The organism is Stenotrophomonas sp. SRS1 (assembly GCF_026130205.1).
GTDB classification, from domain to species: Bacteria; Pseudomonadota; Gammaproteobacteria; order Xanthomonadales; family Xanthomonadaceae; genus Stenotrophomonas; species Stenotrophomonas rhizophila_B.
In genome coordinates this window covers 929854-950815 of the sequence record NZ_JAINFD010000002.1, presented here as the reverse complement: position 1 = coordinate 950815, position 20962 = coordinate 929854, and the positions used below count along the sequence as shown (strand labels likewise).

The window sequence follows — 20962 nt, the reverse complement described above, 5'->3', positions numbered from 1 at the left end:
AAAACTCAGATCAGCGGTGCCGGGGTTGCCGGCAGTGCGACCGGTGCGGCCTTCTTCTTGCGAACGGCCGGCTTGCGCTTTGCAACCTTCTTCACTGCCTTCTTCGCGGATGCCTTCTTGGCCGGAGCCTTGCGGGCAGTCGCCTTCTTGGCGGTGGCCTTCTTGGCTACCTTGCGGGTGGCCTTCTTGGCGGTCTTCTTCGCGGTCTTCTTGGCAGCCTTCTTCGGAGCGGCTTTCTTGGCTACCTTGCGGGTCGCCTTCTTGGCCGTCTTCTTTACCGCCTTTTTCGCGGTCTTCTTGGCAGCTGCCTTCTTTGCAGTCTTCTTGACGGCCTTCTTCGCCGTCTTCTTCACTGCCTTCTTCGCGGTCTTCTTGGTGGCGGCCTTCTTCGCAGTCTTCTTCACTGCCTTCTTTGCCGTCTTTTTCACTGCTGCCTTGCGAGCGGTCGCCTTCTTGGCCGCCTTCTTCACCGTCTTCTTGGCAGCCGCCTTCTTGGCTACCTTCTTCACGGCCTTCTTGGCAGTCGCCTTTTTAGCGACCTTCTTGGCTGCCTTTTTGGCGGCCGGCTTTTTCTTCGCAGCTTTCTTGGTTGCCATGGGATGGCTCCTCGTCAGTGATCTATGGAGTGGAAACGCCCAGGTAAAGCAAACCCGCCGTTGCTGCGTCGCGGGGACCGCCGTCGCGTCATGCGCGTCGTGACGGATACGGTGACACCCGCCGCATGTGGCCAGGCAGGTATCGAAGAGGAAAGGAACTTGCGGTTCGCCGGAGGAAGCGAAGCCATCTCCACCGTCATGGGACGCGAGGTGGATGTCCAGGTTGTGCTTCGCGACTTGATGTCGATTCTGCTCACTCTGTTCGCAGGCAAGGTCTGCTGAGGCGAAACCTAATCACGCTTTTTTTCACTGTCAACAACCCCGGCGAAAAATTTTCACACTGGCGCCTTGCGGCACGCCCCTCGCCGTACCCGTCAGCGCCCCGACCAGAGCGCCATGCCACCGCCAGCGCGAACACTCCGCGCAATCAAACGCTGACAACGCAGAAAAGAAAAACACTTAAAAGAAGCACTTTCGTGTCGCGACATCGCAACATCGGCGTGCGCCGCCCCGCAACGCCACGTGCGCATCGCATGCCATCGCCCCCGCCACGGGACTCCCCGTGCGCACCTTAAACAGACCGCAAAACTTTTCACATCTGCCCGCGCTTTTTTCGACCCGATTTGCGTAACTGCGCAAACTTTTGACCGTTCGGCACCGACATGTTCGCGCCTGGCGTTCGCCATCGAACGTCGCCGCGCGTCCGCTTGGATGCCTGCTCGGCATGCCGCCGGCGCGTCGCCGCAGACCAGATCACCGGCGCGCATCGGCACCGAACCGATCGTCATGAGCCTGCCGTCGCGACCACCGCCCATCGCGCTCGCAGTGCGATCCTCACGCACCACTAACGCGATCGACGCATGCCCGGGCAAGCAGGCAAAAAAAAACGGCCGCACCCAGGCGGCCGTTTTTCAGCAGACACGACGATCAATGATCTTCGTTTTCCAGCAGCTCGGCGTAGTCGTCCGGACCCAGCAGGTCGTTGACTTCGTCCAGGCCGGCCACTTCGACGACGTAGATCCAGCCGTCGCCGTAGGCGTCTTCGTTGATGGTTTCCGGCTTGTCGCTCAGGGCCGAATTGACCTCGACCACCGTGCCGGTGATCGGGCTGTACACGTCCGAAGCGGCCTTGACCGACTCGACCACGGCAGCCTGTTCGCCGGCCTTGACCTCCTGGCCAACCTCCGGCAATTCAACATAGACCAGGTCGCCAAGCAGGCCCTGGGCGTGGTCGGAAATACCGACGGTGACGCGGCCGCTGCCTTCAACGCGTGCCCACTCGTGGGACTTGAGGAATTTGAGGTCGCCGGGGATCTCGCTCATGGGACTGCTCCGAGGAATATCAGGGGGGTCAAGAAACGGGGGTAGTGTAACCAACCGGCGCGGACACGAACGCGTCCGCACCGGATACATCACGGCATCAGCCGTCGATCAACACGCCGGGCTGGGCCTGGCCTTCGCGCACGAACGGGAACTTCACCACGCGCACTGGAATCTGCTTGCCGCGGATATCCACGCGAACGTCCCCCAGTTCGCCACCCGGCACGCGGGCGAACGCGATGCCCTTGCCCAGGGTCGGCGAGAAGGTGCCGGACAGGATCTCGCCCTCGCCGCTGGCGGTGAGCACGACCTGGCCGTGACGCAGCACGCCCTTGTCATCCATGACCAGGCCGATCAGCTGGCGGGCGTTACCGGCCGCCTTCTGCGCCTCGAGCACATCGCGCCCGATGAAGTCGCGGCCTTCGTCCAGTGCGACGGTCCACGCCAGGCCGGCTTCATAAGGCGTGATCTCCTCGTCCATGTCCTGGCCGTAGAGATTCATGCCGGCTTCCAGTCGCAGCGTATCGCGCGCACCCAGGCCGGCCGGACGCACGCCCGCGGCGCTCAGCGCATTCCAGAACGCGACCACGGCGGTCTGCGGCAGCAGGATCTCGAAACCGTCTTCACCGGTGTAGCCGGTACGCGCCACGAACAGCGCGGTGCCGTCAGCGGTGGCCGTCTCCAGGGCGGCGAAGCGGCCCAGCTTTTCCAGCGCCGCGCGGTCGCCCTCGCCCAGCAGGCCGATCACCCGCTCGCGTGCGGTCGGGCCCTGCACGGCGATGATGGCCAGGTCTTCGCGCTCGATGACCTCCACGTTGAAGGCTGCCGCCTGCTCGCGGATCCAGGCCAGGTCCTTCTCGCGGGTCGAGGCGTTGACCACCATGCGGAAGAAATCGTCAGCCATGTAATAGACGATCAGGTCGTCGATCACGCCGCCGCGGGCATTGAGCATGCACGAGTAGAGGGCCTTGCCGGTGGCCTTGAGCTTGTCCACCGAGTTGGCCAGCAGCGTGCGCAGGAACGGCTTGACCTGCTCACCGCGCAGGTCGACCACGGTCATGTGGCTGACGTCGAACATGCCGGCATCGCCGCGCACCAGATGATGCTCGTCCAGCTGCGAACCGTAATGAATGGGCATGTCCCAACCACCGAAATCGACCATCTTTGCGCCGAGTGCGCGGTGGGTATCGTTGAGAAGCGTCTTCTGGGTCATGACCGGTTCCGGGGGAATGAAGGCAAGCCATCATTATCCCAGAACCGTCTTCACAACGCCTGCGGCGGTGCGGGAAAACCGCGGATCAGGCTTGCTGCACCTTCAGCGTCATCCCTTCCACCGCCACCACGCGCACCGGGCTGCCGGCCGGCAGATCCGGCCCGGCGACCACCCAGAACGCATCGTCGATCTTGGCCCGGCCCTTGCCGGCCACGATGCCCTGGTCGAGCACCACTACCCGCCCGATCAACTGCTCCGCGCGCCGGTTCAACAGCGGCTGATCACTCTGGCGATCGTGCGATCGCCCCCAGCGGCGATAGCACTGGATCGAGACCACGCTGAGCACCACGAAGGCGACCACCTGCCACAACAGGGGGACGTCGGCGAACACCGCGACCAGCACGAACACGGCCGCCGCACCGATCCCGATCCACAACATGAAGGCGCCGGGCGCGAGCGCCTCGGCGGCGAACAGCACCAGTGCCAGCGCGCCCCAGGCCACCACTTCCCAGCGCATGTCAGCCTCCGATCCGCGGCGGGACGCCGCGCGTGGCTTTCTTCTCTTCCTGCTTGGCGAACGCTTCGCGCGCCAGTTCAGCCACGCCGGCGATCGAGCCGATGACGCCACTGGCCTCCATCGGCATCAGCACCAGCTTCTGGTTCGGCGAGGTTGCCAGTTCCTTGAATGCTTCCACGTACTTCTGCGCGATGAAGTAGTTGATCGCCTGCACGTCGCCCTGGGCGATCGCCTCGGAGACCATCGTGGTCGCCTTGGCCTCCGCCTCGGCCAGGCGCTCGCGCGCTTCGGCATCGCGGAAGGCAGCTTCCTTGCGGCCCTCGGCCTCCAGCACGGTGGCCTGCTTCTCGCCTTCGGCGCGCAGGATTTCGGACTGACGCGAGCCTTCGGCTTCCAGGATCTGCGCGCGCTTTTCGCGCTCGGCCTTCATCTGCCGCGCCATCGCATCGAGCAGATCGCGCGGCGGCTGGATGTCGCGGATCTCGATGCGGTTCACTTTCACGCCCCACGGGTTGGTGGCATGGTCGACCACGCTCAGCAGCTGGGCATTGATCACCTCACGCTGGCTGAGCGATTCATCCAGGTCCATCGAGCCGATCACGGTGCGGATGTTGGTCTGCACCAGCGCGATCATCGCCACCTCCAGGTTGGCGACCTCGTAGGCCGCTTTGGCCGCATCGAGCACCTGGAAGAACACCACGCCATCCACGCGCACGGCGGCGTTGTCCTTGGTGATCACTTCCTGGCTGGGCACGTCCAGCACCTGCTCCATCATGTTCACCTTGCGGCCGACCCCATAGACGATCGGGATCAGGAAATGCAGGCCGGGCGACATGGTGTGGGTGTAGCGGCCGAAGCGCTCCACGGTCCATTCATAGCCCTGCGGCACCATCCGCACGGCCTTGAACAGAATGACAACGGCCACGAAGGCCAGCACCAGCGAGAACAGCATGGTTGGAAACATCAGGTCACTCCCTTTCCCCGGTATCGTAGGTCGAGTATAGCCACGCCGTCTTCACACCGGCGTCGGGGAGTGTCCTGGGTGCCCGTCAGACAGGATCAGGCGGTGCGCGGGGCGAACATGATGACCATCATGCCGGCCAGGCACAGGCCGACGCCGAGCAGGTCCCAGCGGCTGGGGCGGATGCCATCCACCAGCCACAGCCACATCAGCGCGGTGCCGATATAGACCCCACCGTAGGCGGCATAGACGCGCCCGCTGGCGGTCGGGTGCAGGGTCAGCAGCCAGGCGAACAACGCCAGACTGACGGCCGCCGGCAGCAGCAACCAGGCGCTGCCGTCCTTGCGCAGCCACAGCCACGGCAGGTAGCAGCCGACGATCTCGGCCACGGCGGTCACGACAAACAGCAGCAGGGTGTTCATCCCGTGCGCTCGGCATCCTTGGCCCGCTGCCAGAGCGCTTCCTGCGCCTTCAGATCGAGCGCACCCATGGACTGTCCGGCCGCCTCGGCCTGGGCTTCCATCGCGCGGAAACGCCGTTCGAATTTGTGGTTGGCCAGCCGCAGGGCGGCACCGACATCGACCTTGGCGTGACGGGCCAGGTTGGCGCAGACGAACAGCAGATCGCCCAGCTCTTCCTGCAGGCGTGCCTGATTTTCCTCGACCGGGCCACGCGCGAATTCAGCAGCGACTTCGTCCAGTTCTTCGCGCACCTTGTCCATCACCGGCGCGGGGCCCGGCCAGTCGAACCCGACCCGCGCTACGCGTGCCTGCAGCTTCACCGCCCGCTGCCACTCCGGCAGGCCACCCGAGATGCCGGCCAGTGCCGAGGTATCGGTGTGGCCCTTTGCAGCACGCTCGGCGCGCTTGATCGCTTCCCAGTTGCTGTTGACGTCATCGGCCCCGTCCACCTGGACCTGGGCGAACACGTGCGGGTGCCGGCGCTCCATCTTGTCGCTGATCGTGCGGGCCACGTCGGCAAACCCGAACGCGCCCTGCTCCTGCGCCATCTGCGCGTGGAAGACCACCTGCAGCAGCAGGTCGCCGAGTTCATCCTTTAGGTCATCCAGATCGCCGCGGTCGATCGCATCGGCGACCTCGTAGGCTTCCTCGATGGTGTACGGGGCGATACTGGCAAAGTCCTGCTGCAGGTCCCACGGGCAGCCCTGCTGCGGATCGCGCAGGCGCGCCATGATGCCCAGCAGGCGGTCCAGTTCAGGGGTGGCAGGCATCGTTGCTCCAGTCAGGTCAGGCGGGCAGCCACGCACGCCACGGCAGGCGGGTATCGCCGAGCGCGATGAAGTCGCCGTTCAAGAGGCTCTCGCGGCGGTTGTAGCGGAACGGCTTGCCGGTCTCGGCCGAGAGTACCGCGCCACCGGCGGCGTGCAGCACGCACTGTCCGGCGGCGGTATCCCACTCGGCGGTCGGGCCGAGCCGCGGGTAGACGTCCAGCGTGCCTTCGGCCAGGCGGCAGAATTTGAGCGAGGAACCCTGTGCGAGCACCTCGATATCGCCCATGCGGTCCAGCAGGGCCTGCGTCTGCTCGCTGCGATGCGAGCGGCTGGCGGCCACCCGCAGCGGCGCCGAGGCGGGCGTGCGGGTCCGCAGCACCGAATCGCGCATACCGTCGCGGCGGTAGGCGAGTTCGCCGCGCATCGCATGCCAGATCTGGCCCGTGGCCGGGGCGAGCACTACGCCGAACGCCGGCGCGCCCTGGTAGATCAGCGCGATGTTGACGCTGAACTCGTCGTTGCGTTTGACGAATTCGCGGGTGCCATCCAGCGGATCGACCAGCCAGTACGCGCCCCAGTGCTGGCGGATCTCCCACGGCACCTGCGCCGATTCCTCGGAGAGGATCGGCAGCTCCGGAGTGAGCTGGGCCAGCCCACGCTCGATCACCTGGTTGGCGCCGAGATCGGCCGCCGTGACCGGGCTGTGGTCGGATTTGATCTCCACATCGAACTGCGTGGCATACACCGCCATGATGGCGGCGGCCGCGTCCTGGGCGATGGCGATGACGGTTTCGCGCAGATCCGTCGTGAGTTTGATCATTCCTTCCGTCCCAGCCACTCGCGTGCGATGAACAGCGCCGCCAGCGATCGGCCTTCGGAGAAATCCTCGCGCAGCATCAACTGGTCCAGATCGGCCAGCTTCCACGGCACGACCTCCAGCTCCTCCGGCTCATCACCGACCAGGCGCTCGGGGTACAGATCCCGCGCCACCACCAGCCAGGACTGATGGCTCATATAGGTGGGGGCCAGCGTCATCGCGCGCAGCACGTCGACCCGGCGGGCGCCGTAACCGGCCTCTTCCTTCAATTCACGGTCGGCGGCCTGCTCGGGGGTTTCGCCGGCATCGATGCGGCCTTTCACCAGCCCCAGCTCATAACGGTGCATGCCGGCGGCGTACTCACGCACCAGCAGCACGGTCTCGTCATCGAGCATCGGCACCACCACCACGGCCCCATGGCCGCGGGTTACGAGCCGTTCGAAGCGGCGGCGTTCGCCATTGGAGAACTCCAGATCCAGATGCTGGCGCTGGAACGGCCCGCTTTCCTCGTCCGTGATCTGGTGGATGATGGGCAGGCGACGGCTCATGCGAGCATCTCTAGAATGGGTACTGGTGAAAACGTGTTCATGAGCCCGAAATGCTAGCAGACCCAGCCCCTCTCACGCTGGCCGATCAGTGGCGGCAACGCGATCTGGCCGTTCTGTGGCACCCGTGCACGCAGATGCGCGAGCACCCGGACACCCTGCCCCTGCTGCCGATCGCCCGTGGCGAGGGCCCCTGGTTGATCGACCATGACGGCCATCCCTATCTGGATGCGGTGAGCAGTTGGTGGACCAATCTGTTCGGCCATGCGCAACCGCGCATCGCTGCGGCCATCGCCCAGCAGGCCACCCAGCTGGAACAGGTGATGCTGGCCGGCTTCAGTCACGCGCCGGCGGTACAGCTGGCCGAGCGCCTGCTGGCGATGGCGCCACGCCAGACCGGACGCGACCCGCTGGCCAAGGTGTTCTACGCCGACAACGGCTCGGCCGGGGTCGAGGTGGCGCTGAAGATGGCGTTCCACTACTTCCGCAACCGGGGCGAGCACCACCGCACCCGGTTCGTCGCGCTGGAGAATGGCTATCACGGCGAAACCCTGGGCGCGCTGTCCGTCGGCGACATTCCCCTGTATCGGCGCGTGTATGCGCCGTTGCTGACCGAAGCGCTGTTCGCGCCCTCGCCCGATGCCTACCTGGCCGAGCCGGGCCAGAGCGCGGCGCAGCGCGCGCACCAGGCCGCCGATGCACTGGCCACACTGTTCGACCAGCACCCGGGCGAAATCTGCGCGGTGATCCTGGAGCCGCGTCTGCAGTGCGCGGGCGGCATGCGCATGTACGACCCGGTCTATCTGCAGCGTGCGCGCGCGCTGTGCGATGCCAATGGTGCCTTCCTGATCGCCGATGAGATCGCCACCGGCTTCGGCCGCACCGGCACGATGTTCGCCTGCGAACAGGCCGGGGTAATGCCGGATCTGCTGTGCCTGTCCAAAGGCCTGACCGGTGGTTTCCTGCCGCTGTCGGCAGTGCTGACCACCCAGGCGCTCTACGACGCCTTCCTGGATGATTCACGCGAGCGCGCCTTCCTGCATTCGCACAGCTACACCGGCAATCCGCTGGCCTGCGCCGCCGCGCTGGCGACCCTGGACATCTTCGCCGGTGAAGACGTGATCGCGCGCAACCGCAGTACCGCCGAGGTGATGCGCACCCTGGCCGCGCCGTTCGCCGACCACGCGCATGTCGCCGATGTGCGCCAGGCCGGGATGGTGGTGGCCTTCGAACTGACCCGCAACGGCGACAAGCGCACGCCGTTCCCGGCCGAGGCCCGGATCGGGTTGCATGCCTATAAAGCCGCGCTCAAACGCGGTGTGGTGCTGCGCCCACTGGGCAATGTGCTGTATTGGATGCCGCCGTACTGCGTTGAGGATGAACAGTTGGACCTGCTTGCCCTGACCACCCTTGCCGCCATCGACGAGGCCGTCGCATGCGCGTGACCCGCAGCCATATCGATCATCCGCTGGCGGTCGGCCAGACGCTGGCACTGCCCGAGGACGCCGCCAACCATCTGGTCCGCGTGATGCGCCTGCGCGAAGGCGACGGCTGCGTGCTGTTCAACGGCGATGGCCAGGACTACAGCGCCACGCTGGTGGCCGTCGGCAAGCGCGATGCGCAGGTGCGGATCGAGGCCGCCACCGCGTTGGACAACGAGTCGCCCTTGCATATCACCCTGCTGCAGGGCATCGCCCGCGGGGAAAAGATGGACCTGATCCTGCAGAAGGCCACCGAACTGGGGGTGCAGGCCTTCGTGCCGGTCAACGCCGAACGCACCGAAGTGAAGCTGGATGCGGCGCGTGCCGAGAAGCGGCTGGCGCACTGGCACAGCGTGGTGGTGTCGGCCTGTGGTCAGTCCGGCCGCGCCCGGGTGCCGACCGTGGCCGCGCCGCGATCGCTGCAGGACGCCGCCAACGCGCTCCCGGCCGCGGCCGTGAAGTTGACCTTGGACCCGCAGGGGGAGCACCGCCTGTCGACGCTCTCGGCCGCACCGGGCGGCGTGGTGATCGCGATCGGCCCGGAAGGCGGCTGGTCGCCGCGCGACCGCCAAGCACTGGCGGCAGCAGGCTTCCAGGGCTTGCAGCTGGGCCCGCGGGTGCTGCGCACCGAGACCGCAGGCTTGGCGGCGATCGCTGCCGTGCAGGCACGGTTGGGCGATCTGGGCTGAAGAATAACGGGGACGGGGGTAGTTAATCGCGCCGATTAACTACCCCCGTCCCCGTTATTACATCACCCCGCGACGGGGAAGGATTCGTCCAGCGCCGCTTCCAGCGCATCCAGGTCGGGCAGCAGCGCGCTCTGTTCGCCCAGCAGGACGCGCATGTGCACGCCTTGCGGCAGGGTCTCCTCGGAGGCATCGGCCAGCAGACCGTCGCGCGGCACCGCGATCAGCTGCGGGAAGGTCTGGGTCAGCAGGGCAAAGTACGGGCGGCGGGCATTGCCACCCAGCGCCTTGAGCACCACCACCTTGTTGTTGGTCACGACCGGTTCGTCGCCCTGCCCGGACAACCGGGCGAACGACAGCAGCGGCACGTCCCAGCCGTGCCAGGCGATCTGACCGACCAGCCAGGCCGGTGCGTCGGGTACCGTTTCGACCGGCACCTTGGACATCATCTCGGCCACGGTGGCGTTGGGCAGCAGCACGCGTTCGTGCCCGGCCTGGATCAGGACACCGCGGATTTCGTCGTTGCTGGCGTAGCTCATGGGTCTTCCTTTAAAGGAGCGTGACGCGCTTACGCGTCCACGCCCCAGCGTTCGGCGATGGTGGCGGCAAGCTGCGGCGGTTCACCGGCGTCCTGCCCTGCGACCACCACGGCACTGGCCGCCGTCGGGTCGTAGCAGCCTTCGCCCACCTGACCGGCAACCCAGGCACCTGCAGCCGCCAGCGCAAGCACGGCATCCAGCTGGGCGGCGTCCGCGCCACTGAGCAGGACCACACCACTATGCGCCGCCGGCAGGGCATCGATCTGGATCCCGGCGGTGTCGGCAATGAACTGCAGGCCGCCCTGGCTGGCGACGACGCCCACGTCGTCCGGCAGGATGTAGACCTGTCCGGCGTCCACCGGCTGTGCCACTTCGGCCAGCACCACCGGCAACGCAGACACGCGCGCCATCTGCTTGACCAGATTGCCGTAGCGACCGCCGTCCAGGCGCATGTGCACCAGGATCGCCGTGCTCAGGGCTTCAGGCAGCGCAGCGAGCAGACGGCGCAGCGCGTCCGGCCCGCCGATACCGGCCAGGACCAGCACGGCACCGCGGCACCCACCCTCGATTCCCGTATCGGGCTCAAGCTCGACCAGCGACAGCCGGTCGATATCGAAGCGCTCCGGTACGGCCTCGGCCGTTGATGCAGCGGGCGACGTCACGACGTGCTCCTCCACCAGCGACCAGCGGCTGTGATCCCCGATCGCGGTGATCGGCGCGACTGCCGCGGCGAGGTCGGCGGGCGGTGCCGCAGCGGGCATCGCAGGTGGGTGCGGTTCGTCCTGGGCCGGCTGCAGCGCAGCCAGCGCGTCCTCCAGCGAGACCGGCTCGCGCAGCTCCTGCGGCGCCTGGTACAGGCCATCGGCGGGAACCTCAGGGGCGGCATCGGCGGCTTCGCGCAGGTGGAATTCCAGCGGCGCATCGGCATGCAGCTCGGCCGGCGTCACCGGCAGGCCCGGTTCGGGCTGCAGATGCTGGTCCTGCTCCGAGCCCGGCGGCAGCACATCCTGATGACCGTGCAGCTTGGCCACCAGATGCCGCGCCCAGCGTTGCGCCTCCCAGCCATCCCGACGCGCGGCCAGGTCGGCCTCATCGAAGATCAGGGTCAGCGATGGCGAGCCCAGCACCGGGTCCAGCCGTTCAAGGGCATCCTCGATTGCCGGCTCCAGTGCGATCAGCACGGCACCGGGATCGGCGTCGCGCAGGGTCTGAAGCTCGAGCGTGATCGGGTCGTCCTCCAGCACCACCTGCGCGCCGGCATGATCCAGCGCTTCGCGCAGTCGGTCACGGGCCGCACCCGGACGGGCCAGCAGCGCGATCGTCAACAAGGTGGGGCCATCACTCGCGGACACGGGCGATCCCCAGCAGGTCGTACACGTTGCGCATCAGATCCAGCTCCTGGTACGGCTTGCCCAGGTAGCGCTGGACACCGATTTCGAAGGCGCGCTGACGGTGCTTGTCGCCGCTGCGCGAGGTGATCATCACGATCGGCACCCCTTGGTAACGCGGGTCCGCACGCATCACGCTGGCCAGCTCGTAGCCGTCCATCCGCGGCATCTCGATGTCCAGCAGCATCAGATCGGGCACGCGCTCTTCCAGGCGCTCCAGGGCTTCGATGCCATCGCGCGCGACGGTCACATCGAAGTTGTGGCGCTCCAGGATGCGGCCGGTGACCTTGCGCATGGTCAGCGAGTCATCGACCACCATCACCAGCGGTGCATCGCGGTCGCTGACCTGGGTGGTCGGGGCGATCGGCTTGTGCGGATTGGCGATGTAACGGCGTACCAGCGGCGCAACGTCGAGGATGACCACCACGCGGCCGTCGCCGGTGATCGTCGCACCGTAGATACCCGGCACCGAGGCGATCTGCAGGCCGACCGGCTTGACCACGATTTCGCGGTTGCCGAGCACCTGGTCGATCGCCACGGCCACGCGCAGGTCGCCCGCGCGCACCAGCAGCAGCGGCACCTGGGCCTGGCCTTCGGCACGGGCCTGGGCCTGGCCGATCAGCGTCCCCAGATCGTGCAGCGCGAACGCTTCGCCGCCGTAGTGGTAGTCGCCATCGGCGGTTTCAAAGCGCTCGCGCGAGATCCGGCCGATGCCGCTGACCGAGGCCACCGGCACCGCGAACGTGGTGTCGCCGATCTGCACGAACACCGCCTGGGTGACGGCCAGCGTCTGCGGCAGGCGCAGGGTGAAGGTGACGCCCTGCCCGCGCACGGAGTGGATGTCCACCGAGCCGCCGAGCTGGCGCACTTCGTTGTGCACCACGTCCATGCCCACGCCACGGCCGGCCAGCTGGCTGACCTGGTCGGCGGTGCTGAAGCCGGGCGAGAAAATCATCGCGTCCAGTTCAGCATCGCCCAGCACCGCATCGGCGGCGATCAGGCCACGCTGTTCAGCACGGCGACGGATCGCCTCGCGGTCCAGCCCAGCGCCATCGTCGGCGACTTCCAGCACGATTTCCGAGCCTTCGCGGCGCAGGCGGATGGCGATTTCGCCTTCCTCCGGCTTGCCGGCGGCACGGCGCTGTGCGGGGGTTTCCAGACCATGTGCCACCGAGTTGCGCAGCATGTGTTCCAGCGGCGCGACCATGCGGTCGAGCACGTTGCGGTCCAGTTCGCCGTGGGTGCCTTCCAGGGTGACGTGGACCTGCTTGCCGGTGTCCTGGCCAGCCTGGCGCACGACCCGGCGCAGCCGCGGTACGAGGCCATCGAACGGCACCATGCGCGCGCGCATCAGGCCGTCCTGCAGTTCCGAACTGACGCGTGACTGCTGTTGCAGCAGCACGTCGTACTGGCGCGAGAGGTCGTCCAGCACGCCCTGCAGGCCGCCCAGATCGGCCGCGGATTCGTTCAGCGCGCGGCTGAGCTGCTGCAGCGTGGAGAAGCGATCCAGTTCCAGCGGGTCGAACTTGTGATCGGCCTGGTCCTGCTCACGCTGATAGCGCGCCACGATCTGCGCTTCGGTTTCCAGGTCCAGGCGGCGCAGCTGATCGCGCAGACGGGCATTGGTACGGTCCAGTTCGCCCATGGCGCCGCGGAAGGCGCCAAGCTGCTGTTCCAGACGCGAACGGTAGATCGCCACTTCACCGGCATGATTGACCAGGCGGTCGAGCAGATCGGCGCGCACGCGCACCTGTTCCTGCTGCGGACGCGGCAGACCGTCGTCTTCGCTGACGGTTTCCAGCGGCACCGGTGCGGACAACGGGGCAGCGACGAGCGCGGCGATCGCGGCTTCGACCTTGGCGTCGCCGGAAGCAAGTGTCTGCTCGGTGGTCTCGATCTGCTCCGGCTCGGCACGGCCCTGGGTGCGCTGCTCGAAGGCGGCGATCAGGTCGTCCGGCATGGCCACGGTGCGGTGCTGCCCGGTCCGGGTCAGCAACTGATGCAGACGATCGAAGCCACGCTCCAGCAGATGCACATCGCTGCGGTCGATATCGGTGCGGTTGGCTGCCACGGCTTCCAGCAGCGATTCGATGCCATGGCCGAGATCACCGATGGGATTGATGCCGGCCATGCGTGCGCCACCCTTGAGGGTGTGCAGGTCGCGCTGCAGACCGGCGATGACGTCGCGATCCTGCGGTGCGGCCCGCAGTTCGCTGATCAGACCATCGCAATGGTCGAGCAGATCCTTGCCTTCCTCCACGAAGATATCGACCAGCTCCTGATCGAGCTGGGTGAAATCGAGGGCGTCGCCGGCATCGAGTTCAACGTCATCGTCCGATGCTGCCGCCCCGAATGCGGTGTCGGCAGGCTGCGGAGCGGTGGTGACCGGCGCCGGCGCGTCTTCCAGTTCAAAGAAGCGCGCGGGTGCGGCGTCGGTGGGTTCGCTGTCGTCTGCGTCTGCGGTATCGGTCGCTTCGAAGGCTTCGGCAAAGGCGTCCCCTTCCACCGGTGCGTCGACCGTGGCATCCAGACCGAGCACACCGTTGTCTTCGCCCGCGTCGGCATCCGGTGCATCGAGCACGGTCAGGCCGCCGTCGATGGCCTGCTGCGCATCCACCACCTCGCCGAAGGCTGGCGGCGGCGGCAGGATGTCGTCCAGCGCCTGCGCGTCGTCGTCGTTCTCATCGCGCCCGTCGGTGTCGCGCCAGCCGTCGTTGGCGGCGTGGTCCACGGCGACCGCGTATGCGCCAGCAGGCACAGTCCCGGTGTCGCCGGGGGGAGATGCATCGAGGGTTGTCTCGACGCTATCGGCGTCGGCGTCGGCGTCGGCTTCGGCGTCGACCTCGGCGTCGGCAAACGCTCCGGCAACGTCCTGAGGTTCGTCCGTCACGGCCGTCGTAGCACCCGGCTCCGGATCGGCCGCCAGCTCGGATGGGGTGAGGTGATCGAAGTACCGCGACAGATCTTCTGCGGAGGTGAGCTCCACGGCATCCAGGCCGGCGTGCACCGCGTCCAGATCGGTCTCCTCGGCCGCGGTGTCCTGCGTGTTGTGAACTTCGTTGAGCACCGGCGACGCCGGCAATCCGCCATCGAAGTAGGCGGACAGATCATCGGTTCCAGTCAGTTCCGCCGCGACCAGCGCGTGGTCAGCCGTGGCCTCGACGTCGACGGTATCCCCGTCGACCAGGGTCAGGCCGTCGGCCTCGATCAGCCCCTGCTGCAGGTCGGCATCGGCAGCGTCATCGATGCTTTCCAGAACCGGTGCCTCCACGTCGGCCGGCGCGTGATCAGCGATGGATTCTTCTGCAACGACGGCTTCTTCTGCAGCGATGGCTTGCCCAGCGTCGCTGGCGTGAGCAGCCACGTCGGCGTCCATGTCCGCAAGGGAGGCGGTATCGGTCACGTCCAGCGCCGAGTCATCCTCCGCCAGGTCCCGTTCGTCATCGACCAGCGCCGGCCAGCGCGCTTCGGGCAGTGTGTCGGCCAGGGCGATCAAGCGGGCAGCAAGTGCGCGCTGGACCGGCACGCGCGGCGCCTCGTCCTGCAGGGCCTCCATCGTGGTGGTGATCGCCGCAGAGGTCTCCCCCAGTGCCTGCAGACCTGCGTCACTGGGCAGCGCATCGGCGGCCAGCGAACGCTTGATGTAACTCTCTGCCGCACCGGTGACGGCAGTGATTTCCGGCACGTCGGTCATGGCGAAGGCGCCATTCATGGTGTGCACCGCGCGCAGCAGGCCATCGGTGACCGGCTGCGGCGCGTCGGACGCGCTGTCCAACCATGCCTGCAGCGTGGCCTGGTGCACCTCGACCTCGGCTTCCAGGATCTCGCGCAGGACGCTGTCGATGTTGGCCGGGGTGCTTTCCACCACCGGCGCGGGAACGGGCACGGTATCGACTGCCACCGGATCCGGCACGGTCGCCGCCGGCGCCACCTGGCGCTGCAGCGGAACATGGAAGGTCTCTTCGCCTGCGGCCACGCGATCGGCGATCGCCTGCATCGCCTGGAGGTCGGCGGTCACGCGGCTGCCATCACGCAGCGCGGCGTTGAGCTGCGGCAGGACGTCGTAGGCCTGCCCGACCAGCGCGACCACCGCCGGCGAGGCCGGACGGCTGCCGTCGAGCACGCGGTTGAGCATGCCCTCGATCTTCCAGCTGAATTCTCCCAGGGTGCGTGCACCGACCAGGCGACCACTGCCCTTGAGGGTGTGGAACACGCGGCGGATCGGTCGCAGCCGGTCCATGTTGTCCGGTGCGATGCGCCAGGCCGGGAGCAGGTTGCCCAGGTTCACCAGCTCTTCGTCGAACTCCTCGATGAAGACTTCGCGGATGTCCTGGTCGATGTTCTCGCCATCGTCCTCGAAGCCGGCCTCGATACTGGTGTCCTCGGCAGTCACGGCAGCGACCTCGGCCACCAGGCCGGTGATCGGTGCAGCAACGGGATCGACACCCTCCGCGCGGAACTGTGCGGCGGCGGCATCCAGCTCGGCCAGGAACCGCACCGATTCGTCGTCCAGCTCAATCTTGCGGATGACGGCGTCCTGCACGCCCGAGGTCGAAAGTGAGGCCGCTGCGGCATCCTGCGCTTGGCCGACGTCGTCGATCTCATCAACGACAGGGGCGCTCAACGCACGGTCACTCTCGTCCGCAGATGCGACCGGGATGTCCTGAAGGAAAGTGGGAAGCGCCTGGACGTCTGCGTCGTCAGGCACCGATCCGGATTCCGATCCGGATTCCGGGTCGGCATCGTCGATCTGCAGCGACAACACGTCATCAGCGTTGTCCAGCCGCTCATCGAAGGTGAACTCGATCGGCTCGTCGCTAAGCTCCAGCGCCTCGTGCTCGGCCGCAACCGGGTCGAACCCGGTGCCGTCCGCCACGAATGCAGGCATCTCCAGGAAGGTCGGATCGGCATCGTCGGTGCGTTCCGACGGCGTCGCATCGAGCCCAGTCTCGGCGGCGACCGCCACCGGCGTTGACACCAAGGGAGGCACGCCCCACGCGGCACCGGCCGGTGCTTCGGCGATGATCGGATCGAAATGCGCGAAAGTCGGCAGTTCGTCCACATCGTTGTTGCCCGCCAGGGTCCACTGCGGCGCATCGGTCGCGATGGGCGCGGTCGACGCATCGAACACCAGGGCAGCCGGCGGGGCCGCGGGCGTCGTGGCCGGCGGCGGATCGAACGTGAAGTCCGGCAGCGGCGGCGGCAGGTTGGCCGGGCGCGGTATCTCGGCGGTGACGCCCAGCGCGATCGGCTCGGCGGCCGGCGCGTCCCACGGGGTCAGCTCAATAGGTTCCGGCGCCACCGGCAATGCGTCCGGCCCGGTATCGGCCGAGGGCTGGTTGGCAGCCGGCAGTGGCCAGTAACGCAGGGTTTCCAAACTGCTGCGGGTGATGTCCAGAATCTCGTCGCGGCCCGCGCGGCCTTCGCGCAGGGCTTCGAGGTAGTACTCCAGGCTGGCCATGGCATCGGCCAGGGTGTCGAGCTGGCGACCGCTCGGCACACGCTGCTTGCCCAGCAGTTCCACCGTGATGTACTGGCGCACGCCCTGCAGGTAGTCGGCCGGAACCGTCAGGTCGAGCATGCGCAGCGCGCCGGCGACCTCGCCCAGCAGGCGCGGGACTTCCTGCAGCTGCTGGTGGTTCCAGTTGGTTTCGATGAAGGCGACGAAGTGCTCACGCGCAGCGGCGAAGTTGGCGATCGCTTCATGCGCCAGCACTTCCACCGTGCGCCGGTTCTCGGCCACGCTCGGGTCATCTGCGCCGCTGCCGACCGCGCCCAGATGGGCGACCTGGTCATCCAGCGAGGCATCCACGTACAGCAGCGCACCGGCGATATCCAGCAGCAGCGTTTCATCGATCTGCTGCACGCCCTGGACCACATCGCGCAGTGCGTCGCGCTGCTGCACCACCACGCCGCGGGCCACGCCCAGACCCATCATGCCCAGCGTATCGGCCACCGCGCCCAGTTCGTTGACCTGGGTCTGCAGGTGCACCGGCTCGCCGCCGGTGCGCAGGTGCAGGTCCAGCGCATCCTTGATGCGCAGCAGCTCTTCCTTGACCGCGTTGCCGACGGTGTCGAGCAGCTCGCGGTTGCGCCCGCTCAGGCTGCCGCGCGCATGATCCAGCTCGGCCTCGGTGGCGGTCGCACTGTCCGGCGCGAAGGCGAACAGCACGCTTTCATTGATACCCGGTGCGGCGCGCGCCGAGCGGATGTCATTGAGCAGCGGCAGCAGCACGATCGGGATGTCGCGGTGACCGTTCTGCAGGCGCTCCAGATAATCGGGCAGCAGCACGCTGCCACGCATCAGCGTGGCGCAGGCTTCATCACGGTCGGGCACCTCACCAGCTCCGATCGCATTGGCCAGCTGCTCCAGCTCCTCGGCCACCATCGCCGGGGCATACAGCTCGACCATGCGCAGGGTGCCCTGCACCTGGTGCAGGTAGCCGGCGCAGAAGCGCATGCGGCTGCCATCGGCAGGGTCTTCCACGTAGTACTCGACCTCGTTGCGCACCTGGCGCAGGGTCTCGTCCAGCTCCGGCTTGACCCAGCCCAGTGCAGCGTGGCTCATGGCATCGCGCAGCGTGCTCATGCCAGGTCTCCCGGCAGCTCGGCGCACATGGCGTGCGGTGATTTCTCGCGATGCATCATCTGCTTGTTCCTTCCCTCTCCGCCCTGCCCGCGGCTCACGCCGGCAGCTTGAAGTCGGCAACCGAGCGGCGCAGGTCGGCCGCCAGCTGTGCCAGGTGGCCGATCGACTCGGCGGTCTGTCCCGCGCCCTGCGAGGTCTGGCCGGTAATCTGACGGATCACGCCCATGGTGCGGGTGATGTCCGATGCCGCGGCCGACTGCTGCTGGGCAGCGATCGAGATGTTCTTGATGAGGTTGTTCAGTGCGTTGGAGACGCGCTCGATTTCGGTCAGCGCGGTACCGGCGTCTTCGGCCAGGCGTGCACCGGAGACCACTTCGGCGGTGGTCTGCTCCATCGAGCTGACCGCTTCGTTGGTATCGGCCTGAATGGCCTGCACCAGGTTTTCGATCCGTCGCGTCGCACCGGACGTACGCTCCGCCAGGCGCTGCACTTCGTCGGCCACCACCGCGAAACCGCGACCGGCCTCACCGGCCGAGGCGGCCTGCACCGCGGCGTTCAACGCCAGGATGTTGGTCTGCTCGGAAATGTCGTTGATCAGTTCCACGATCGAGCCGATCTCCTGCGAGGATTCGCCCAGCCGCTTGATGCGCTTGGAGGTTTCCTGGATCTGGTCGCGGATCTGGTCCATGCCCTGGATCGTCTCGCGCACCACGCCGGCACCCTCGGCAGCGATCACCACCGAACGCTGTGCCACGTCGGCCGACTCGGCCGAGTTGCGTGACACCTGTTCGATGCTTGCTGCGATTTCGCCAATGCGGTCCGAGGCGGAGGTGATCTGGTTGGCCTGGTGGCCCGCCGCTTCTGCCAGCTGCATCGCCGTGGCCTGGGTTTCCTGGGTCGACACGGCAACCTTGGCCGAGGTGTCGTTGATCGTGGTCACCAGATGGCGCAGTTCGTCCACGGCGTAGTTGATGGCGTCGGCGATGGCGCCGGTCATGTCCTCGGTCACCGAGGCCTTCACCGTCAGGTCGCCTTCACCCAGCGAGCTGATTTCGTCCAGCAGCCGCATGATGGCCTGCTGGTTGCGGCTGTTGTACTCCACCTGGGTCTGGTAACGCAGTTCCTGCTCGCGCGAGCGGCTGCGCACGGTGCTGCCGACGAAGCCGACGATGGCGATCAACGAGAGCGCACCGGACACCACGCCCAGCCAGAAATTCGGGAACAGGCGGGTATCGCGCAGCGAGCCGAACGAAGAAAACGCCTCGAACAGCTTTTTGCTGTCGCGGAGCATGTCGGCCGAGCCACCGGTCAGGGCGGCCGCCGAGGACTGCGCCGCGAACAGCTGGCGGGAACTGGCCAGGATCGCATCGGCGTCCTGCTTCATGGTGTCCCACTGCTTCTGCGACTGCTCCAGCGCGGCCAGCGCCGGAGCGTTGCGGACCGGGGCGATGCCCAGCTCGTCATTGCCGTTGCGCAGCGCATCCAGAATCTGGGTGAACACCACCGAGTCGCGGGCGAGCGCATCGCCGGCAGCGGCGGCATTGGCACCGCCGGCACGCATTTCGGTCACGCGGCGGGCCATGGAGCCGACCACCACCACCTGCTGCAGCGCGTTGTAGACCTGCGAGGAGGGCGCGCCACTGGCCGACATCGCGCGGACCACTTCGTTCAGCTGCGCCTGCAGTGCCGGCACGCCGTTGACGAAGTTGTTGGCGTTGCCCGCCAGGGCCAGCACCGCCGGTTCACTGGCGACCAGCTGGCCGGCGCTCTTGCCGAGCGGCTCCCACGTCTTGATCAGCGCATCGAGCGGGCCGGCGACATTGGTCTCGGTGCCGTAGCGGCCCTGCAGGGCACTGACCGTGGTTTCGATGTCGGTCTTGGTCAACTTGAACGCGGTGAACGCCTGGGCGTTGCCCGAGACCGCTTCACGGCCCTGGTTGGCCAGCTGCTGCGAGAGCACCTGCAGGTTCGCCGCATCGGTGCTCGCACTGGCCAGGCGACTGCCCTGCCAGGTCGCCACGCCGGTGTTGACGCCGAACACGATCATCGACACGGCCAGCAGGCCGAGCCAGAAATTGGTGCCCACCGAGCCGAGCTTGCCGGCCTTGGCGGATTCCGAAGCAGTACTCATCGTTCAACCTCGATCTTCAATACGGAGAGACAGGCGCCTGCGGTCAGGCCGCGGCCTGCCTGAATTCGGGGGTACGCGACAGCAGCGACAGCGAGAACACGCCCCAGTCATGACCGTCGCCGTGGAAGGCGCGGTCGACGAAATGCGCATAGCGGCCGGTCGCCAGATCGCCTGCAGCGGTGTCCTGGTCCTGCTCGAAGCTGCGCTGGCCGAACAGTTCATCGATGGTCAGCGCGACGTCGCCGCCGGCCTGGCGCATGATCAGCACGCGCTGGCCTTCCTGCTGCACGGTGCGCTCGCCTTCCAGGAAGTACTTCAGGTCCACCACCGGGAACAGGTTGCCGCGCAGGTTGCCCACGCCCAGCAGCCACGGCTGCGCGCCCGGCACCGGGGTGATCGGCGGCATCGGGACGATTTCCACCACTTCCCGGAAGTCCGAGACCAGCCGGCGCTTGCCCACCCGGTAGCCGACGCCACGCCACAGGTCCTGCGAGAACTGCCGCTCGGGCAGCTGCACCGCATGGGCCAGGCTGCGCCGCTCGTAAGCCTCGAGGATGTCGAAAGGAGAACGCATCAGACCACCAACTGGTTGATCCGCGCGATCAGTTCCTCCTCGCGCGGCGGCTTGACGATGTAGTCGGCCGCCCCCTGGCGCAGCCCCCACGCCTTGTCGGTTTCCATCGCCTTGGTGCTGACGATGACGACCGGGATGTGCTTGATCGCCGCATCGCGCGCCATCGCGCGGGTGGCCTGGAAGCCACTCATGCCCGGCAGCACCACGTCCATCAGCACCAGCTGCGGCGACTGCTCGCGCACGAGCTTGAGCCCGTCCTCGGCGTTGTCCGCTTCCAGGACTTCATGACCGGCCTTGGTCAACCACTGCGTGAACACCGCACGGTCGGTCGGTGAATCCTCGATCAGTACGATTCGAGCCATTGTGCCTTTCCC

General features: G+C 67.1%; 18 protein-coding genes. 3 read left to right on the top strand and 15 right to left on the bottom strand.

The window, feature by feature from the left end; translation table 11 throughout:
- Positions 1-5: 5 nt before the first annotated feature.
- Positions 6-596 carry a histone gene (locus K4043_RS09870; protein WP_123730441.1) on the bottom strand — a complete coding sequence of 197 codons (591 nt, stop codon included), beginning with the start codon at positions 594-596 and terminating at the stop codon, positions 6-8.
- Positions 597-686: 90 nt separating this feature from the next.
- Between K4043_RS09870 and K4043_RS09865 the strand changes: the two genes are divergently transcribed.
- On the top strand, positions 687-878 hold the full coding sequence (locus tag K4043_RS09865) for a hypothetical protein (RefSeq protein ID WP_020424295.1): 192 nt from the start codon (positions 687-689) through the stop codon (positions 876-878).
- A gap of 645 nt (positions 879-1523) precedes the next feature.
- Here the strand turns inward: K4043_RS09865 and gcvH are convergent.
- From gcvH to nudE, 8 genes are all read right to left on the bottom strand, one after another.
- Complete coding sequence (gcvH, locus tag K4043_RS09860) at positions 1524-1919, bottom strand: glycine cleavage system protein GcvH (protein ID WP_123730439.1); 396 nt, start codon at positions 1917-1919, stop codon at positions 1524-1526.
- 97 nt (positions 1920-2016) lie between these two features.
- A complete protein-coding gene (gene gcvT, locus K4043_RS09855) occupies positions 2017-3129 on the bottom strand; it encodes a glycine cleavage system aminomethyltransferase GcvT (protein ID WP_265309185.1) in 1113 nt (370 codons plus the stop codon).
- Positions 3130-3214: 85 nt separating this feature from the next.
- The gene (locus K4043_RS09850) at positions 3215-3646 is read right to left on the bottom strand and encodes an NfeD family protein (protein ID WP_123730437.1); all 432 of its coding nucleotides are present in this window, start codon (positions 3644-3646) and stop codon (positions 3215-3217) included.
- Between the two features lies 1 nt (position 3647).
- Positions 3648-4610: an SPFH domain-containing protein gene (locus K4043_RS09845; RefSeq protein ID WP_046272684.1), complete on the bottom strand. Its 963-nt coding sequence runs from the start codon at positions 4608-4610 to the stop codon at positions 3648-3650.
- A 95-nt stretch (positions 4611-4705) separates the two neighbouring features.
- Positions 4706-5029 carry a YnfA family protein gene (locus K4043_RS09840; RefSeq protein WP_265309183.1) on the bottom strand — a complete coding sequence of 108 codons (324 nt, stop codon included), beginning with the start codon at positions 5027-5029 and terminating at the stop codon, positions 4706-4708.
- The gene (gene mazG / locus K4043_RS09835) at positions 5026-5838 is read right to left on the bottom strand and encodes a nucleoside triphosphate pyrophosphohydrolase (RefSeq protein WP_265309181.1); all 813 of its coding nucleotides are present in this window, start codon (positions 5836-5838) and stop codon (positions 5026-5028) included. Before mazG ends, K4043_RS09840 begins: the two co-directional genes overlap by 4 nt.
- Before the next feature lie 16 nt (positions 5839-5854).
- Positions 5855-6658 carry a 3'(2'),5'-bisphosphate nucleotidase CysQ gene (gene cysQ, locus K4043_RS09830; protein WP_265309179.1) on the bottom strand — a complete coding sequence of 268 codons (804 nt, stop codon included), beginning with the start codon at positions 6656-6658 and terminating at the stop codon, positions 5855-5857.
- Positions 6655-7203 (bottom strand): ADP compounds hydrolase NudE, encoded by a 549-nt coding sequence (gene nudE, locus K4043_RS09825; RefSeq protein WP_121039027.1) that lies wholly within the window; start codon positions 7201-7203, stop codon positions 6655-6657. The genes cysQ and nudE overlap by 4 nt, the downstream gene beginning before the upstream one ends.
- 50 nt (positions 7204-7253) lie before the next feature.
- Between nudE and bioA the strand changes: the two genes are divergently transcribed.
- Together bioA and K4043_RS09815 are read left to right on the top strand one after the other, a co-directional pair.
- Positions 7254-8645: an adenosylmethionine--8-amino-7-oxononanoate transaminase gene (gene bioA / locus K4043_RS09820; RefSeq protein ID WP_265309178.1), complete on the top strand. Its 1392-nt coding sequence runs from the start codon at positions 7254-7256 to the stop codon at positions 8643-8645.
- Positions 8636-9370 carry a 16S rRNA (uracil(1498)-N(3))-methyltransferase gene (locus K4043_RS09815; protein ID WP_123730432.1) on the top strand — a complete coding sequence of 245 codons (735 nt, stop codon included), beginning with the start codon at positions 8636-8638 and terminating at the stop codon, positions 9368-9370. Before bioA ends, K4043_RS09815 begins: the two co-directional genes overlap by 10 nt.
- Positions 9371-9432: 62 nt before the next feature.
- Here K4043_RS09815 and K4043_RS09810 read toward each other — a convergent pair whose 3' ends face one another.
- The 6 genes from K4043_RS09810 to K4043_RS09785 all read right to left on the bottom strand — a co-directional run bounded on the left by K4043_RS09810 (position 9433) and on the right by K4043_RS09785 (position 20950).
- A complete protein-coding gene (locus K4043_RS09810) occupies positions 9433-9906 on the bottom strand; it encodes a chemotaxis protein CheW (protein WP_265309177.1) in 474 nt (157 codons plus the stop codon).
- A gap of 29 nt (positions 9907-9935) precedes the next feature.
- A complete protein-coding gene (locus K4043_RS09805) occupies positions 9936-11258 on the bottom strand; it encodes a chemotaxis protein CheB (RefSeq protein WP_265309175.1) in 1323 nt (440 codons plus the stop codon).
- Positions 11245-17883: an Hpt domain-containing protein gene (locus K4043_RS09800; protein WP_265309174.1), complete on the bottom strand. Its 6639-nt coding sequence runs from the start codon at positions 17881-17883 to the stop codon at positions 11245-11247. Before K4043_RS09800 ends, K4043_RS09805 begins: the two co-directional genes overlap by 14 nt.
- Positions 17884-17977: 94 nt before the next feature.
- Positions 17978-20014 carry a methyl-accepting chemotaxis protein gene (locus tag K4043_RS09795; protein ID WP_123730428.1) on the bottom strand — a complete coding sequence of 679 codons (2037 nt, stop codon included), beginning with the start codon at positions 20012-20014 and terminating at the stop codon, positions 17978-17980.
- 43 nt (positions 20015-20057) lie between these two features.
- Positions 20058-20588 carry a chemotaxis protein CheW gene (locus K4043_RS09790; RefSeq protein WP_259259436.1) on the bottom strand — a complete coding sequence of 177 codons (531 nt, stop codon included), beginning with the start codon at positions 20586-20588 and terminating at the stop codon, positions 20058-20060.
- On the bottom strand, positions 20588-20950 hold the full coding sequence (locus K4043_RS09785) for a response regulator (RefSeq protein ID WP_123730426.1): 363 nt from the start codon (positions 20948-20950) through the stop codon (positions 20588-20590). Before K4043_RS09785 ends, K4043_RS09790 begins: the two co-directional genes overlap by 1 nt.
- Between the last annotated feature and the right edge of the window lie 12 nt (positions 20951-20962).

Coding starts and splice junctions, on each gene's coding strand:
- K4043_RS09815 (WP_123730432.1), top strand. CDS start 8,636: ATGCGCGTGACCCGCAGCCATATCGATCATCCGCTGGCGGTCGGCCAG.
- K4043_RS09790 (WP_259259436.1), bottom strand. CDS start 20,588: ATGCGTTCTCCTTTCGACATCCTCGAGGCTTACGAGCGGCGCAGCCTG.
- K4043_RS09840 (WP_265309183.1), bottom strand. CDS start 5,029: ATGAACACCCTGCTGCTGTTTGTCGTGACCGCCGTGGCCGAGATCGTC.
- K4043_RS09865 (WP_020424295.1), top strand. CDS start 687: ATGCGCGTCGTGACGGATACGGTGACACCCGCCGCATGTGGCCAGGCA.
- K4043_RS09845 (WP_046272684.1), bottom strand. CDS start 4,610: ATGTTTCCAACCATGCTGTTCTCGCTGGTGCTGGCCTTCGTGGCCGTT.
- nudE (WP_121039027.1), bottom strand. CDS start 7,203: ATGAGCCGTCGCCTGCCCATCATCCACCAGATCACGGACGAGGAAAGC.
- K4043_RS09800 (WP_265309174.1), bottom strand. CDS start 17,883: ATGAGCACGCTGCGCGATGCCATGAGCCACGCTGCACTGGGCTGGGTC.
- cysQ (WP_265309179.1), bottom strand. CDS start 6,658: ATGATCAAACTCACGACGGATCTGCGCGAAACCGTCATCGCCATCGCC.
- K4043_RS09810 (WP_265309177.1), bottom strand. CDS start 9,906: ATGAGCTACGCCAGCAACGACGAAATCCGCGGTGTCCTGATCCAGGCC.
- mazG (WP_265309181.1), bottom strand. CDS start 5,838: ATGCCTGCCACCCCTGAACTGGACCGCCTGCTGGGCATCATGGCGCGC.
- gcvH (WP_123730439.1), bottom strand. CDS start 1,919: ATGAGCGAGATCCCCGGCGACCTCAAATTCCTCAAGTCCCACGAGTGG.
- K4043_RS09870 (WP_123730441.1), bottom strand. CDS start 596: ATGGCAACCAAGAAAGCTGCGAAGAAAAAGCCGGCCGCCAAAAAGGCA.
- gcvT (WP_265309185.1), bottom strand. CDS start 3,129: ATGACCCAGAAGACGCTTCTCAACGATACCCACCGCGCACTCGGCGCA.
- K4043_RS09785 (WP_123730426.1), bottom strand. CDS start 20,950: ATGGCTCGAATCGTACTGATCGAGGATTCACCGACCGACCGTGCGGTG.
- K4043_RS09795 (WP_123730428.1), bottom strand. CDS start 20,014: ATGAGTACTGCTTCGGAATCCGCCAAGGCCGGCAAGCTCGGCTCGGTG.
- bioA (WP_265309178.1), top strand. CDS start 7,254: ATGCTAGCAGACCCAGCCCCTCTCACGCTGGCCGATCAGTGGCGGCAA.
- K4043_RS09850 (WP_123730437.1), bottom strand. CDS start 3,646: ATGCGCTGGGAAGTGGTGGCCTGGGGCGCGCTGGCACTGGTGCTGTTC.